Origin of the sequence: Halocatena halophila (assembly GCA_027563145.1) — an archaeon.
Taxonomy (GTDB): Archaea; Halobacteriota; Halobacteria; order Halobacteriales; family Haloarculaceae; genus Halocatena; species Halocatena halophila.
On the sequence record CP071306.1, the window covers coordinates 557,496 to 571,114 of the forward strand.

15 protein-coding genes are annotated in these 13,619 nt (G+C 55.8%); 5 read left to right on the plus strand and 10 right to left on the minus strand.

Features of this window, described 5'->3' with window-relative positions:
* Positions 1 to 59: 59 nt before the first annotated feature.
* From JXQ78_RS02840 to JXQ78_RS02850, 3 genes are read right to left on the minus strand one after another with little or no spacing between them, the layout of a single operon-like run.
* On the minus strand, positions 60 to 830 hold the full coding sequence (locus tag JXQ78_RS02840) for an enoyl-CoA hydratase (protein ID WP_330631965.1): 771 nt from the start codon (positions 828 to 830) through the stop codon (positions 60 to 62).
* Positions 831 to 885: 55 nt separating this feature from the next.
* Positions 886 to 1,971 (minus strand): Gfo/Idh/MocA family protein, encoded by a 1,086-nt coding sequence (locus JXQ78_RS02845; RefSeq protein WP_330631966.1) that lies wholly within the window; start codon positions 1,969 to 1,971, stop codon positions 886 to 888.
* 42 nt (positions 1,972 to 2,013) lie between these two features.
* A complete protein-coding gene (locus JXQ78_RS02850; protein WP_330631967.1) occupies positions 2,014 to 2,415 on the minus strand; it encodes a hypothetical protein in 402 nt (133 codons plus the stop codon).
* A gap of 294 nt (positions 2,416 to 2,709) precedes the next feature.
* Between JXQ78_RS02850 and JXQ78_RS02855 the strand changes: the two genes are divergently transcribed.
* A complete protein-coding gene (locus JXQ78_RS02855; RefSeq protein WP_330631968.1) occupies positions 2,710 to 3,090 on the plus strand; it encodes a hypothetical protein in 381 nt (126 codons plus the stop codon).
* On the opposite strand, the gene JXQ78_RS02860 is transcribed toward JXQ78_RS02855, so the two are convergent.
* The 5 genes from JXQ78_RS02860 to JXQ78_RS02880 all read right to left on the minus strand — a co-directional run bounded on the left by JXQ78_RS02860 (position 3,084) and on the right by JXQ78_RS02880 (position 6,075).
* Positions 3,084 to 3,230: a hypothetical protein gene (locus tag JXQ78_RS02860; RefSeq protein ID WP_330631969.1), complete on the minus strand. Its 147-nt coding sequence runs from the start codon at positions 3,228 to 3,230 to the stop codon at positions 3,084 to 3,086. The two genes, JXQ78_RS02855 and JXQ78_RS02860, sit on opposite strands and share 7 nt — an antisense overlap.
* Before the next feature lie 76 nt (positions 3,231 to 3,306).
* Entirely contained in the window at positions 3,307 to 3,618 is a 312-nt protein-coding gene (locus JXQ78_RS02865) for a hypothetical protein (RefSeq protein WP_330631970.1), read from the minus strand.
* A gap of 93 nt (positions 3,619 to 3,711) precedes the next feature.
* Positions 3,712 to 3,990 (minus strand): helix-turn-helix domain-containing protein, encoded by a 279-nt coding sequence (locus tag JXQ78_RS02870; protein ID WP_330631971.1) that lies wholly within the window; start codon positions 3,988 to 3,990, stop codon positions 3,712 to 3,714.
* Positions 3,991 to 4,067: 77 nt separating this feature from the next.
* A complete protein-coding gene (locus JXQ78_RS02875) occupies positions 4,068 to 5,501 on the minus strand; it encodes an RtcB family protein (RefSeq protein ID WP_330631972.1) in 1,434 nt (477 codons plus the stop codon).
* Positions 5,502 to 5,565: 64 nt separating this feature from the next.
* Entirely contained in the window at positions 5,566 to 6,075 is a 510-nt protein-coding gene (locus JXQ78_RS02880; RefSeq protein ID WP_330631973.1) for a hypothetical protein, read from the minus strand.
* Between the two features lie 212 nt (positions 6,076 to 6,287).
* Between JXQ78_RS02880 and JXQ78_RS02885 the strand changes: the two genes are divergently transcribed.
* On the plus strand, positions 6,288 to 8,552 hold the full coding sequence (locus JXQ78_RS02885; RefSeq protein WP_330631974.1) for a peptidase M6: 2,265 nt from the start codon (positions 6,288 to 6,290) through the stop codon (positions 8,550 to 8,552).
* A gap of 11 nt (positions 8,553 to 8,563) precedes the next feature.
* On the opposite strand, the gene JXQ78_RS02890 is transcribed toward JXQ78_RS02885, so the two are convergent.
* Complete coding sequence (locus JXQ78_RS02890; RefSeq protein ID WP_330631975.1) at positions 8,564 to 9,004, minus strand: DoxX family protein; 441 nt, start codon at positions 9,002 to 9,004, stop codon at positions 8,564 to 8,566.
* Between the two features lie 134 nt (positions 9,005 to 9,138).
* Here JXQ78_RS02890 and JXQ78_RS02895 point away from each other — a divergent pair, with 134 nt between their 5' ends.
* On the plus strand, positions 9,139 to 9,993 hold the full coding sequence (locus JXQ78_RS02895; protein ID WP_330631976.1) for an alpha/beta fold hydrolase: 855 nt from the start codon (positions 9,139 to 9,141) through the stop codon (positions 9,991 to 9,993).
* Positions 9,994 to 10,414: 421 nt separating this feature from the next.
* Here JXQ78_RS02895 and JXQ78_RS02900 read toward each other — a convergent pair whose 3' ends face one another.
* Positions 10,415 to 11,167 carry an IclR family transcriptional regulator gene (locus JXQ78_RS02900; protein WP_330631977.1) on the minus strand — a complete coding sequence of 251 codons (753 nt, stop codon included), beginning with the start codon at positions 11,165 to 11,167 and terminating at the stop codon, positions 10,415 to 10,417.
* Between the two features lie 149 nt (positions 11,168 to 11,316).
* Here JXQ78_RS02900 and dgoD point away from each other — a divergent pair, with 149 nt between their 5' ends.
* Entirely contained in the window at positions 11,317 to 12,468 is a 1,152-nt protein-coding gene (gene dgoD, locus JXQ78_RS02905) for a galactonate dehydratase (RefSeq protein ID WP_330631978.1), read from the plus strand.
* Positions 12,469 to 12,535: 67 nt separating this feature from the next.
* Entirely contained in the window at positions 12,536 to 13,570 is a 1,035-nt protein-coding gene (locus JXQ78_RS02910; protein ID WP_330631979.1) for a hypothetical protein, read from the plus strand.
* The last annotated feature ends 49 nt before the right edge of the window (positions 13,571 to 13,619 follow it).

Sequence of the window (13,619 nt, forward strand, 5' to 3'; positions counted from 1 at the left end):
AGATATGGTGAACAAAGGGAAACAATAGACCACCAGACAGGAGTGGCCCATCGATCTGTTCACTTCCCGGTGAACTCCGGCTGTCGGTCTTCAAGAAACGCCGAGACGCCCTCGATGAAGTCATCAGTCTGTAACATTCGTTTCTGTACCCGCGCTTCACCGGCGAGCGCTTCCTCAAGCGATCGATGACTGTTGCGTACGAGCAATCGCTTGAGCTCACCCACTGCCTTCGTTGGTCGGTTGCTGAGGGTCTCAACGTGGCGGTCGACGGTCCTCGTCAGGTCGTCGTCTGGGACGACGGCATTTACGATATCGAGATCTTCTGCTTCGGTCGCAGATAGCCGGCGACCGGTCGTGAGCAACTCCATTGCCGTTCGATATCCGACCAGCCGTGACAACACGTATGTGGCTCCGGTGTCCGGGGCGAGACCAATGTCGGTAAATCCCCACCCGAACGTTGCCGACTCGGACGCGTAGACGAAATCACACGCCGTGGCGATCGCCGCCCCAGCACCGACTGCTGGACCGGAGACAGAAGCGACAGTTGGTTTTTCCATCGTCAGTAACTGTCTGGCGATCACGTTGAGCCCGTTTTCCAGCTCGTCTCCAGCACCATCGGTTCCAGCACCGCCCGCGAGATCGATTCCAGAACAAAAGGCATTGTTTGCTCCCGTCACGACGACACACCGCACCGAATCATCGTGCGCCAAATCGACGAGTGCATCAGCAAACTCCACACACGCCTCTCCCGTCAGTGAGTTCTTCCGTCCAGGGTGATCGATCGTCACCCACCCAGTCCCATCGTCGTGCTCGACAGTAATTTCAGTCACATAATCAACTTCGAACGGAGCACTGTAACTCCGTTGGGTCCGGTGAGACTTCGATTCAGTCGACGGTCAAAACGGGTTTGCTCTCGATCGGGATATCGTCTTCCGTTTCACTCGATCGGTAGATTGCGCTCATCACCTGCTGTGTGGTGAGTGCCTGATCGGGTGTCGCCAGACAGTCGTCGTCACCGGTCGCGATCGCCTGGATGAACTGTTGTTGTTCCATCGCGTGAGGATCGTCGTCAGTGGTGCGAATCTCGCTGTCTGAGAAATGCGGTGCCCCATCCCCAGCTGTTTCGTAAATCGTCAGCTCACCCGTGCTGAGATCGAGCGTCGCACCAGCCTGTGAGCCCCGGACCACAAAGGCGGAGTTCGAGGGTCGATTGGCCGCCCACGCCACATCGAGTGCGATCGTCGGCCCGTCCGAACACCGAACGAACGCGTTTGCCGAGTCATCCACGTCGAACGGTCCGTCGCCGCTCGTGCCGTGCATATCGAGATAGGTGTACTCCGATCGATCCCCAAATGTCGATCGCGTGATTCCCGAGACGGACGCAATCTCCGGAAAATCGAGGACATACAGCGCAAGATCGATCACGTGAGCTCCAATGTCCACAAGGGCACCACCGCCAGCCGCGTCTTCTCGCGTAAACCACGACCCCCGTCCAGGTATGCCTCGTCGCCTGAGGTAGTTCGCTTCGATGTGATAGAGATCACCAAACCGGCCGGCTTCGAGATAGCTCATAAGCACAGACACTGGTTCACTGACTCGATTATGGAATCCGACCCGGCAGAGTCGATCAGTCCCACGAGCGCGTTCGGCGATTCGCTCTGCGCTGTCGATGGTGTGTGCAAGCGGCTTTTCGATCAACACGTCGAGTCCAGAATCAAGTGCCCCAATAGCATACTCCTCGTGGAATCGATTCGGCGTGGTGATGATCACCGCATCAGCCATCGCGAACAACGGTTCGTGCGTATCGTAGGCGGGAACGTCGAACTCTCGCTCGAATCGATCACGGGCGTCGCCAGCAACGTCCATTCCACCCACCAACGTTGCTCCGTTTTCAGTATCAGTTAATCGCGTCGCGTGTGAGTGGCCAATCGATCCGAGTCCGACGATCCCTACTGAGACGGTTCCCACCATGTCAACTGTTACCTCATGTGTGAGCAATGCTAATGAATATTGCTATCGAGGACTGGACTGGTTCAGCCGATTCACCTGAACGGCATCGATCGTCCGCAGAATCGTCGCATACCGTTCAAACGAAGAGCCACGACTGATCGTGTCATTTGTCGTTCGCTCGACGACATCGGCCAGCGACAGTCGCGTGAGATCACGCTGTCTGAGTCCCTGTAGCAGTCGTCTGAACGACGCATCGGAAACCTCCTCGATCGGCTGATCGCCCTCCACTGCTGCACAGAGCCACGCCAACTCCCTTGAGGTCGTCGTCGCTGTGGGTTCCAATCGAGCCAGATACCGAACGATCGTTCGTCGACGAACGGAGTTAATCGGGCTAAAAAACGAATCCGCATCCAGTAACGTCCGCAGCCGATCGACATGGTCGGTCGGATCGCGACGCGGGGTCATTGGTGCAGCCTCAATTTCGAACCCGCCACTTTCAGCAGTGTGACTTCAAAACAGAAACCGCAACGCTGTGGGCATTCATCCATAGGAAGAAAGCGGACCAGGACAACATATAATTTTTGTATGTTTATCTATTAGAAATTTATATGCGTCAGTATGTATCAATTAATAGCAAGGTGGGCAACGATAACCACTTCTTACTGTCGGTTCATCGCGCCTACTCGATTGCGGATCGCCAGCTGCAATTGTGTGGGTGTGGCTAACTATCACACAGAATGACGAATTAGCTGGTGTCCTGTGACCACACTCACCAACACGCTCAGGAAGATCCAGACCGTCAGGCTTTCTGAGCCATCTCACCAGTCATCCCGGTTTGTCATCCAGATAACCGACGCAATACGAGCCACTGGGCTCGGACCAGGATCACAATTTTACTTCGATCCCTCCTCTGTGGATGCCGTCGGACTCCTACTCGCATTTGGCGAACCACGGAGTGGTCCAGCGCAGGAATCACGGTTTACAGCCACTGTCGAGCGCTGTCAAATTGAAGATACACTCACCCTCACAGTCCCGAAGGCGGCACTCGACGCGCTCGGATATGAGACGGTCGATGCTGGAATCACCATCACGGTCTGGGCAGGCTCCCAGTTGCTCGGCTTTGGGTGTGACAATCAGTGAATCGGGCCGAACGGAAACGGTCTTGAGCGTAGTCGCTGGGTGGCTGTCTCACCAGCAGGCCACTGTACTCCACCGTCTCTCACGTCATCGTACCGGATTCCCTGATAGCGACCACCAACTTCGGCGAGCTCAACAAACACCTCACGTGGATCTCGCTCGTAAACGAACCCGACGAGAGGATGTTTCCAGCCTCACTAAGTATTTCCCAGCCTTGTTTCACGCCTGCTGGGCTCTCGCGCTGTGGCTGTCGTAGCTGAATCCGTCGTTCCAGATTCGTGACTGTCCCTGTCGTTTCGGCCAGGTTGTGGCGGGGAAGATTATATCTGCACGTTCGACGGTTTCAGTGGTCGATTGGTCCACGACAAACAACGGCGTGCCACTGTCAATGGCAGGACGACAGTACCGACCGAAGGCAACTGGCTGGCGTGCAACTGGATTCGCACCGACCACCAGTAGTGCATTACAGAGCCGAGCGCGATCATGCGTAAATTCGAACCACAGACGCCACTCAGTGGTACACCGTGGCATAGCTCCAGTGGACTGGCGAACCAGGCAAATTTAATTTCGATATGGTGAAATAGTATAAAAACCCAATAACTGACGGTCGGTTCCCGTCTCGAATCACCCTTCGACGGTGTGGTACCGGTACTGTCGTGGGTCGTCCGGACAAACGTTACGAGTGACGATCCCCGCCTCACGGAGTCGTCCTAGCGCATAGCGCGTCGTCCGCGATGAGAGCAACGTTCGTTTGCTGACCTCGCGAGTCGTCAATGGACGATTCGTCTCGTGTAAGACGCGATAAACGAGCTTTGCGCTTGGGGACTCGTCTCGGAGTCGTTCGGCGTGGTCGTGACACGGTGTTTTGCCTGTGTTAGGACACGACGTGTCTGTTGGTGACATGCCTTTCACCAGTTGGACGTTTTCAAACCACACTGATACCGGTTCCCATTCGACACAGTCGACTGTTCGACCGACAATCACTCGATTGCCTTGAGGTTGTGAACCACTTCGAGACGGTCGATGATCTCCGCTGTCGGTTCAATGGCCCGCTCAATTGCGTCAGCCGGCTTGTACGCCTGGGGTGCTTCATCGAGTACGTCTTCGACGATCGATTCGGAGTAGATTCCTTCCATCGCGCGTTCGAATTCCTCCATCGTTGTCGTTTTCGTGGCTTCGCGACGGCTCATGGTTCGTCCAGCACCGTGGGGGGCTGTCTGGAGATACGCATCGGTTCCTCGCCCCCGGGCGATGATCGATCCTTCGGCCATGTTGAACGGAACGACCAGTCGCTGGTTGTGGCGGGCCGGCGTGGCACCCTTTCGGACGATAAGATCTTCGAAATCGATGTAGTTGTGAATCGATTCGATTCGGTCGGTCGGCTCCACATCAAGGGCATCACAGATTGCCGAGCACATGAGCTGTCGGTTCCACCGGGCGTATTGCTGTCCGAACAGCATATCCACGTAGTAGCCGTGTGCCTCCTGTCCGATGAGCCAGTCGAGATCGGTGTTTCTCTCGGACGGCGAGAGATTCGTCAGCGTCTCGAACACCGCCTCCGGATTCTCAGCCTGCTCTCGGATTCGGTCCTTTCTGAGCGCAGATTTACCCATACCGCCAGTCATCCAGATAAACAGATCGCTGTCGCTGACCGACTCCGGATCGAAGCGGAGATACTCGTAATACTCCTCGGGAATCGACGATCGCACGGCTGCCCCGTTTCGTCTGTCAGTCGCCATCGACTGGTAGTGTTCGGCGATTGCTTTCCCGAGATACCGAGAGCCACTATGGACGACGATCCAGTAGGTGCCCGCAGACTTGGCACGGGAAAACTCGACGAAATGATTGCCGCCCCCAAGCGTCCCAGCACTTCGGATCACGTGGCCCATGCCAGTCGAACGCCCACCGAGCACTCGCCCGCAGAGCGATTTGAAATACTGGCCGTCGTAGCCATCAAACTCGAACGATTGCGGGTCGATCGGTTCACCGAACTCGGCCTCGAAGCGGCGTGCAAACCGATCGAACTGTCGATTCGCGCGCTCGAACGGAAACTCGTTCACGAAATGGACCGATTCATCGTACTCATGCACCGACCAGCCCATCGGCACCGCGTTGCGAACCAGTCGCTCCCGTTCGGTGGCCTCACACGGGAGGGTCTCACCAATTTCCACCGCAGTGACTCCACAGCCCACGTCAACGCCCACGATGTTCGGAACGATCCGTTCGCCCATCGGCATTGTAAATCCGACCGGACCACCGGCACCAGGATGACAGTCGGGCTGCATAACGATCGGCTGTGTGAACGCCGGATGATCGACGAGTTCCTGGACCTGGTCGATGACGGCAGCTTCGAGCAGCGAAGGATCATCGCCAACGAATCGGGCTTCGGTGTAGGCACCCTGAATCGTCTGCATATTGATCCATTGCGGTGACCAGTTACTATCTCTTTCGTCAGTGTGGGAACAATCAGCACACGGTTCAGATCTGGACAGCTCCGGAAATGGCATCGATCGCGTACGGCGAGACGATCACCGTCGCAGCCTGATACCAGACGATCGCCCCCACGAGGACGCCAATCGTCTTGCGGTCGTATCCGTGTGGTTTCCAGTCGATTCCGAACGCACCCAATACGTATCTGATACCGGCGAACACGCACAACGGATAGCCGATAGCCAATCCAGCGGTTGCGACTCTCATCAACTGTTGGAGTTGATCGGGGTCGGCGATTTCGACCGCAAGGAGGGCTATGCCAGTCCCGAACAGTCCGATCTGTAGACCGCCAAAAAGCCACAGCCACACTAGATAGTTCACCGCGAGCGTTCTGGTGGGCCCCACCGCCCTGAACAGGGATCGGAAACGATTGCTCAGGAGAAACGGCGTCAAAAGCGCCGTGGCCGGAAGGCCAAGCAGGATGCCCAGCAATAGGACGCGAGCGATCCCGATCCCGATCGTCGGTGAGATAAATCCAGCGACAGACCAGCTGCTCATACACCGATCGGTTTTATCCCGTCTACCAAAAACCATCCGGGTTGCCTGCTGCAGCCCATCAAAACAATTAATTTTTGATATGTACAAATTCACCTCAGTATTCTTTTAGAACTGGATTCGATCAGTAGGAAGGGGTATCATTATAGATGCGCCATAGAAACGATCAATTGCACCCTATGAAGTTGATATCCGTTCTTGTAGCGGTGTGTGTGGTGAGTGGTGTAGTCGTTGCCACCACCAGTGTATCAGTTGAAGATACATCATTCACAACAGAATCATTTTCTGAAGACGAATCGGAGATAGGTGACGACGGTCGAGTAGTCCCTCCGACGGCTGGAGACCGTCTGCAAAAGCAAAATCGTGGAATATCGACCGATCGACAGCTGCGTGACACCGAGGCGCGTGCACGAACGCTCCCACACGGGACGCTTTCGAACCATTCGGTCGATCGAACGACAGCGCCGAAAAATCCCCGCGTCTCACCCGAACAGTATCGCACGATGTCGGCCGGTGGCGAACCGACGGTCGGTACCTCGAAAACGTTTCCGACGCTGAATCACAGCGAGAGCGCGTTCACGTATCGAAACTTTACGTTGCGGGCAGTGACCGAGAACAGTTCGGTGTGGGTTGCGAAGAATCTTTCATTTCCGACGAACGATTCGCGAGCCACACCGTCCGTGACTGACGACCAGGTCGAGTATCTCAGCCAGGCGTTCGAATCGACGATCTATCCCTCGGATAAACGGCTGTTCGGTGCTCCGACGCCACGATTTGGAACAAACAGCTCACTCGCGGCGGATGGCCTGGTGTCTGAAAGCTACTATCAGTCACCCGACAATGAGAGCCGGACAGTTATCCTTATAGACAATATACGCGACGAAAATTACTACAATGAGAGCTATCCAGTGTTTACGGCTGGATTCTACTCACCAGTCATCCAGAACGAAACCGACCGGAACGTGGTGACGATCGACGCTGCAGAGTGGAACGAACGACTGGGTCCGATGAACGCCTCCTGGCGTCCCTCTGCAAACGAGACGAACGAGAGCGACAAAGAGGATGCCTTCGCCGTCGAGGGGACGCTCACCCACGAACTCCAGCATCTGATCCACAATGATCATGATAGTGATGAAACGACCTGGATCAACGAAGGACTCTCCGATTACGCGGAGTATGCTGCGGGCTATGGACTCCCATCGGATCACATTCGGGCATTCGAACACCGACCGAACAACTCACTCGTCGAGTGGGAAGATCAAGGTGATCAACACGTCCTGGCCGACTACGGCGGTGCAGCGTTGTTTCACGTCTATTTAGCCCAGCAGTACGGCGACGACGCAATCAAGCGGCTCATACGAGAGCAAGACAACGGGATCGAAGGCGTCGAGAGCGTCCTCGACGATACTGACCGACCCCTCTCGTTCTATCAACTGTATCAGGATTTTGCTACCGCACTGGTGGTTGATTCTGCTAACACAACACATAGTTCGGACCGATACGGCTTCGATGGCGTCTCCGTGAACGTTTCGACGTCGAACATCACAAACAGCACCGAAACGGCCGCATGGGGACTCCAGGCAACGACACTGGAGGATCTTGACGAGTCGCTTCTCAGAATCACGGCCAATGGAAGCCGATACCAGCCGGTGGCCTGGGAGACAACGACCCCGCCAACCGCCCCGAACGGCTCGAACGAGTCGGTACTCTGGAGTGGTTCGGGCCATCTCCGCGACGAAATGGCGATCATGCGCGTCGATCTACACGACACGAGAAATCCAGCGCTGTCGTTCGAGACGTTGTACGACATCGAGCAGGGCTGGGATGCCGGGGTAGTGCAGGTATCGACGGACGGTGGTGCAAGTTGGGAGTCGCTCTCGAATCAGAACACCACCGATCGACTGGCAGTTCCGGAGAGTGCCCATCCGGCAGTCAAACGCCACCAACCCGGCTTTACTGGCGACACGAACGGCCGCTGGGTGTCCGAATCGTTCGATCTCTCCCGGTATCAAAACCAGTCCGTGCTCGTCTCATTTCGGTATCTCACTGACTGGGCCACCGCCGGAAACGACAGCGATCAACCCGGTACTGGATGGTATCTCAGAAACGTTCGCGTACCCGGGACCGGTGTGACATATGCTGATAATTCGACGGATCCCTTCGTTGATCCGAGTGCGATCCGTGACCAACCGAGTCGCTATCAGTTCACAGCCATCGCGATCAACGACAGCGGACCGGTGACTGTCGAGCAGTTCGGCACCACCACATTCACACGTGGTGAACCACGCGAATTGAATGCGCTCTTCGATCAACCACCGTATGACCGCGTCGTAGTGCTCGGCACCTGGGCAGCGAGGACGAACGAAACGGGAACCGTTCCATATTCCGTGGAGCTAACCCCGTTCAGCGACGTTATCGATCCGGCCGACGGTGATACCATTGTGACCAATGGATCAGAACGCCGAAAATACGCTGGCTGACCCAGAAACGGTCAGTCTCCCCTGGGCCAGAACGGTTCGCCACCAAACAGGAGATTCGTCAACGCTGGCGATCCTGGACCAGACACCACTAGCGACAGCGCCATCGCCAGCAGTGCAACGGCGTACTCATATCCACCAACAGTGTAGGCAAAGCCCCGCGGAAGGTGGACGAGCACGATCGCACCGACCATATCGATTGCCACTGCGAGCGCCGCAAACCTGGTGAGAAAGCCAAGCACCAGCAGGATGCCTCCGCCGAATTCGACGAGACCGACGAGCCATGCCCAGACTGCTGGCCCTGGCAGGCCGTGGCTCGCGAGAAAGGTGGTAAACTCCGGAATTGGCTGCGGTACCGGCCCAACGCCGAACAATTTTCCGACCCCGTGAACGAACAGAATCGATCCGAGGGTTACCCTGAGTATTGTCGATCCCCACTCCATGTTCCGTGTCATCGTGTGTGATACAACCAGAAACTGGGCAATAGTCCTTTGTTCGGCAATTCCTGAATTTAATGTAGATTGAAACTATCTTGGTAGAATTCTGGGTAGTGGGAAATAATATTAGGCATACTCAACCATACAATCGCATGGACCGACGCGATGTGTTCACGACTGTCGATGGCCTCGAGATTCATCACACTGCGTGGGGCGACAACTCGGCGTCACCTGTGGTGTGCGTCCACGGACTCTCTCGAAACGGTCGTGATTTTGATCCGATCGCTGCCGAGTTGGCCAGCACCTATCACGTTCTCTGTCCTGATCTGCCGGGGCGTGGATTGAGCGAGTGGTGCGAAGACACGAGCCGATACACCAATGCGTCGATGATCGAGCTTCTCATCACGTGGCTCGATACCCTGAACCTCGACTCTGTCCGCTGGATCGGTACGTCGATGGGAGCTGGCCTGGGGATGGCACTTGCTGGTGGTCCATTACATGATCGGATCACAAAGCTTGTGATCAACGATATGTGTCCGGATCCCGGTGCAGACGCAGAGGCTGCTGCGATCGAACGTATCGCCACCTACGTGGGAACTCCTCCGGTCGTCGATACGATTTCGGCGTTCGAATCGTATCTCAGAGAAATCTACGGTGATCGCGTCAGTCCAATGACCGACGAGGAGTATCAGCGGATGGCCATCACATCGAGTCGGCGGACGGACGACGGACGCGTTACCGCCAACTACGATCCATCGATCGTCGACGGCCTCAATCAGACAACAACCGAGGAATCCGGAGCCGACCCATGGACCGTATACGAATCTATCGACGCCGACATCTGTCTCGTGCAGGGGACCGAATCCGCCATTTGTCCGGATGCAACGTTCGAGCGAATGACAAGCGTTCACCCCGATTGCACCACCCTGCGTGTGCCGTGTGGTCACCACCCAGCACTCAACACCCCAGAACAGATATCTCCAATATCGAACTTTCTCGCCGATTGATCGCATTCGTGGTCAACAGACCGCACAAAGACCAATTCAGAAGAAAGCCAACCTGCTCCACTATCGGATGTATCTATTTAGAATGTATCATAGATAAATTATGAAAAATAATAGATATGATTTTAATATTGGGATATCTCTCATATTTCTCGAGTTTTTCAATGAAATACGCCAAAAATTCTATAAAATAGCGTTCTTGGCCATATTTTTCGGATTAAAAATGCCCTCTTAAATCAAAGTGAGAGAGTATATTTCTATTCTACCCAATTATAAGATATATCAGTAATATTGTATACCATGCTGCAGACATCCATATCGATGGATCGGTCCACGAGAAGCATTACACACGTACAACCGTAATACCACACTGGCCACGAACTGACGCCATCTAATAGATCTGTTTACGCCATCGAAACACAACCTACAGTTCGGGGAGAAACCGCTTGACAGTGCTGATGAGAATCCCAGGAATGTCCTCTTCAAAGCGTTTGCTCTTGAGTCGATCACTCGTGCCCGCAACGTAGACCGCCCCGAGCACGGATCCATTCTGCGTGATCGGCACCGCAACAGCGCGTCGTGACGCCCGCTGTTCGCCACGCTCGAACGCGATCCCTCGCTCGGCAATCCGGTCGAGTTTCTCTCGGAGTGCGGACCGGTCGCTGAGGGTTCGGTCAGTCTTCTGGGGCAGCCCAGTCCCATCGAGAATCTCTCCAACGCGTTCGGACGATAACGACGCCAAAATCGCCTTACCCGGCGCACTGCAGTGAAGATACCGAGAATTGGGGAGCTGAACCTGTATCTGGCGAGCCGGTGTCGTTCGATAGAGATCAACAGCTAGCCCCTCGTGTTCGACCACCAGTCCTGCGGGCTGGTCGGTAACAGAAACGAGCTGGTCGATGTGGGGTCTTGCCGTCCGATACAGCGGATCAGTCGCACGCGCACGCTCGCCGAGATCCGCCAGCCGGAGCCCAAGTTCGTACTCTCGACCAGTTTTGTTCACGAATCCAACCTCATACAGCGTGTTGAGATGCTTATACGCCGTGCTCTTTGGAATCGACAGCCGATTTGCCAACTCCGTCACCCCGACCGTTCCATCCGCTTCTGCCAGCGCCTCAAGCACTGACACACTCGTCTGCGTCGCATTCACCGTCCGTTGGGAGTCCGGCCCACTCATGTACATCAACAATACACTCGGACTCATAAACATTGTTTATGTGTGATGAACGACACCAAAATGCACTCCATTCGGTCTCCGGTTTCGCCAGGAACATTATCGGTCTATCGCCCCGACAGTTATATTCGTGTTCGATCAATCCACCGTATATGAACATCACCGGCTACGATCTGTATGAAGTTCCACCCCGATGGGTGTTTCTCGTCATCAGAACGGACGCGGGCATCACAGGTTGGGGAGAACCAATCGTTGAGGGGCGGGCAAAAACGGTCAGCACCGCGGTCAAAGAGCTGATGGACGGATATCTCCTCGGAAAAGATCCCCTCCAGATCGAAGACCACTGGCAGGCGATGTATCGGAACAACTTCTATCGCGGTGGACCGATTCTCATGAGCGCAATTGCGGGCATCGATCAGGCACTGTGGGACATCAAGGGCAAACACCACGAACTTCCGGTGTACGAACTCCTCGGAGGGCCGTGTCGTGACCGCGTTCGTGTCTATCAGTGGGTTGGTGGCGATCGACCCGCAGAGATCGCTGGCGAGGCAGAACAGCTCGTCGATGCAGGATATACGGCGATCAAGATGGACGCAGTCGAACGGATGCGCCAGATCGATTCGCCGGCAGCGGTGCACACGGCGAGCGATCGTGTCGAGCACGTCCGCGAGGCAGTCGGCCCGGAGATCGACATTGTGGTCGATTTCCGCGGACGTGCCTCGACGCCAATGGCCAGTCGACTGATCGACGCGATCGAACCGTTCGAACCGATGTTCGTCGAAGAGCCTGTGCTTCCCGAGTATAACGACAATCTGGACGCGCTTTCAAAAACGACGACCGTACCGCTGGCAACAGGTGAGCGAATGTACTCCCGCTGGGATTTCAAACGGCTGTTCGACGACAGGGTGATCGACGTGGTACAACCAGATATCTCACACGCAGGAGGCATCACGGAGGTCAGAAAGATCGCCGCAATGGCCCATCCCTACGACGTGTCGGTAGCGCTGAACTGTCCGATCGGCCCGATTGCGCTTGCTGCTTCGCTCCAGGTGTGTGCGTCGATTCCGAATCTATTGATCCAGGACCACGGCTTTGGCATCTCCGGAGCCCGCACAGGTATCCCGTACGAGTATCTCGCCGATCCAACCGCATTCGAATTCGATGATGGATTTCTTGAGTTGCTCTCGGAGCCCGGACTCGGGATCGAGATCGACGAATCAGTGGTCAAGGCAAAAGCCCAGCAGGATATCGACTGGCACAATCCGGTCTGGCGCCACGAGGATGGCTCCATCGCCGAGTGGTAAGCCAACGAGGGAAACTGGTGTGACTCGAAACTGATTTTATGGAGGACCGAATCGTGAGTGACACGGTATGGATGACGAGTTGGACACTACCACCGACACGCTCGAAACCGGGACCAGCTACTTTGGGGTCCGAGACCCCACCCACGTCGAATCGGATCTCGACAGATTCGTGGACAACGGATTGACGAGCGTTCTGCACACGTTCAGTGAGGCGGATCTGGAGTACTATCGCGAAACAATGGGCGAAATAGTCGCGGCGAGCCACGAACGCGGGCTCACGGTGTATATGAATCCCTGGGGCGTCGGTCGCGTCTTTGGTGGCGAGGCGTTCTCCGAGTTCATCGGTCGCAATCCCGAGGACTGTCAGGTGATGTCTACCGGTGAGCGTCTCCCGGCTGCGTGTTTCAACGCGCCAGGATTTCGTTCGTACATGCGTGACTGGACGGAGGCTGCCGCGTCGGTCGGCGCTGACGTGCTGTTCTGGGATGAGCCCCACTGGTACATTCCCGAATGGCACGACGAGGAAGATTGCTACCCCGATGAAGCCTGGAGCTGTCGGTGTGAGCACTGTCAGGAACGCTTTTTCGAACAGTACGGCGAACCGATGGACGCTGCCCACACCGACCGCGTCGAACAGTTCCGTGAGAAATCACTGCTCTCGTTTCTGATCGAAATGATGCAAGTGAGCAGCGAAGCGGGCTGTTCGAACGCTGTCTGCCTGTTGCCGAGCGAAGACTCCAAACACGGTCTTCGAAACTGGGGTGATCTGGCAGAACGCCCAGAACTCGACGTGCTCGCAACGGATCCGTACTGGACGCTCCACGGCGATGGCTCCGTTGAGGAGTTCGTCTCATACTTCTCCGAGATGGTGGCTTCGCTCGCTCGAACACACGACTGCAACAGTCAGATCTGGATCCAGGGCTTTCGACTTTCGGAGGGTGCCGAGACGACCGAAGCGGTCCGTACCGCAACGCAGGCCGCAGTCGAATCAGACGTCGATAGCGTGTTCATGTGGGGTTATGACGCCTGTCGGACGATCTCCTCGATCGCCTGTGAGGATCCAGACGCCGTCTGGAACACCTATCTGGAGACACTTCCATGAGTCATCGAGACCAGTGGCATAACGGCATCCAACCGACCATAAGAGTTTA

What these genes read in the sequence shown, in the direction of transcription:
- JXQ78_RS02890 (WP_330631975.1), bottom strand. Translation starts at nt 9,004, where the DNA reads ATGACACGGAACATGGAGTGGGGATCGACAATACTCAGGGTAACCCTC.
- JXQ78_RS02895 (WP_330631976.1), top strand. Translation starts at nt 9,139, where the DNA reads ATGGACCGACGCGATGTGTTCACGACTGTCGATGGCCTCGAGATTCAT.
- dgoD (WP_330631978.1), top strand. Translation starts at nt 11,317, where the DNA reads ATGAACATCACCGGCTACGATCTGTATGAAGTTCCACCCCGATGGGTG.
- JXQ78_RS02910 (WP_330631979.1), top strand. Translation starts at nt 12,536, where the DNA reads ATGGATGACGAGTTGGACACTACCACCGACACGCTCGAAACCGGGACC.
- JXQ78_RS02865 (WP_330631970.1), bottom strand. Translation starts at nt 3,618, where the DNA reads ATGCCACGGTGTACCACTGAGTGGCGTCTGTGGTTCGAATTTACGCAT.
- JXQ78_RS02880 (WP_330631973.1), bottom strand. Translation starts at nt 6,075, where the DNA reads ATGAGCAGCTGGTCTGTCGCTGGATTTATCTCACCGACGATCGGGATC.
- JXQ78_RS02870 (WP_330631971.1), bottom strand. Translation starts at nt 3,990, where the DNA reads ATGTCACCAACAGACACGTCGTGTCCTAACACAGGCAAAACACCGTGT.
- JXQ78_RS02850 (WP_330631967.1), bottom strand. Translation starts at nt 2,415, where the DNA reads ATGACCCCGCGTCGCGATCCGACCGACCATGTCGATCGGCTGCGGACG.
- JXQ78_RS02900 (WP_330631977.1), bottom strand. Translation starts at nt 11,167, where the DNA reads ATGAGTGGGCCGGACTCCCAACGGACGGTGAATGCGACGCAGACGAGT.
- JXQ78_RS02845 (WP_330631966.1), bottom strand. Translation starts at nt 1,971, where the DNA reads ATGGTGGGAACCGTCTCAGTAGGGATCGTCGGACTCGGATCGATTGGC.
- JXQ78_RS02875 (WP_330631972.1), bottom strand. Translation starts at nt 5,501, where the DNA reads ATGCAGACGATTCAGGGTGCCTACACCGAAGCCCGATTCGTTGGCGAT.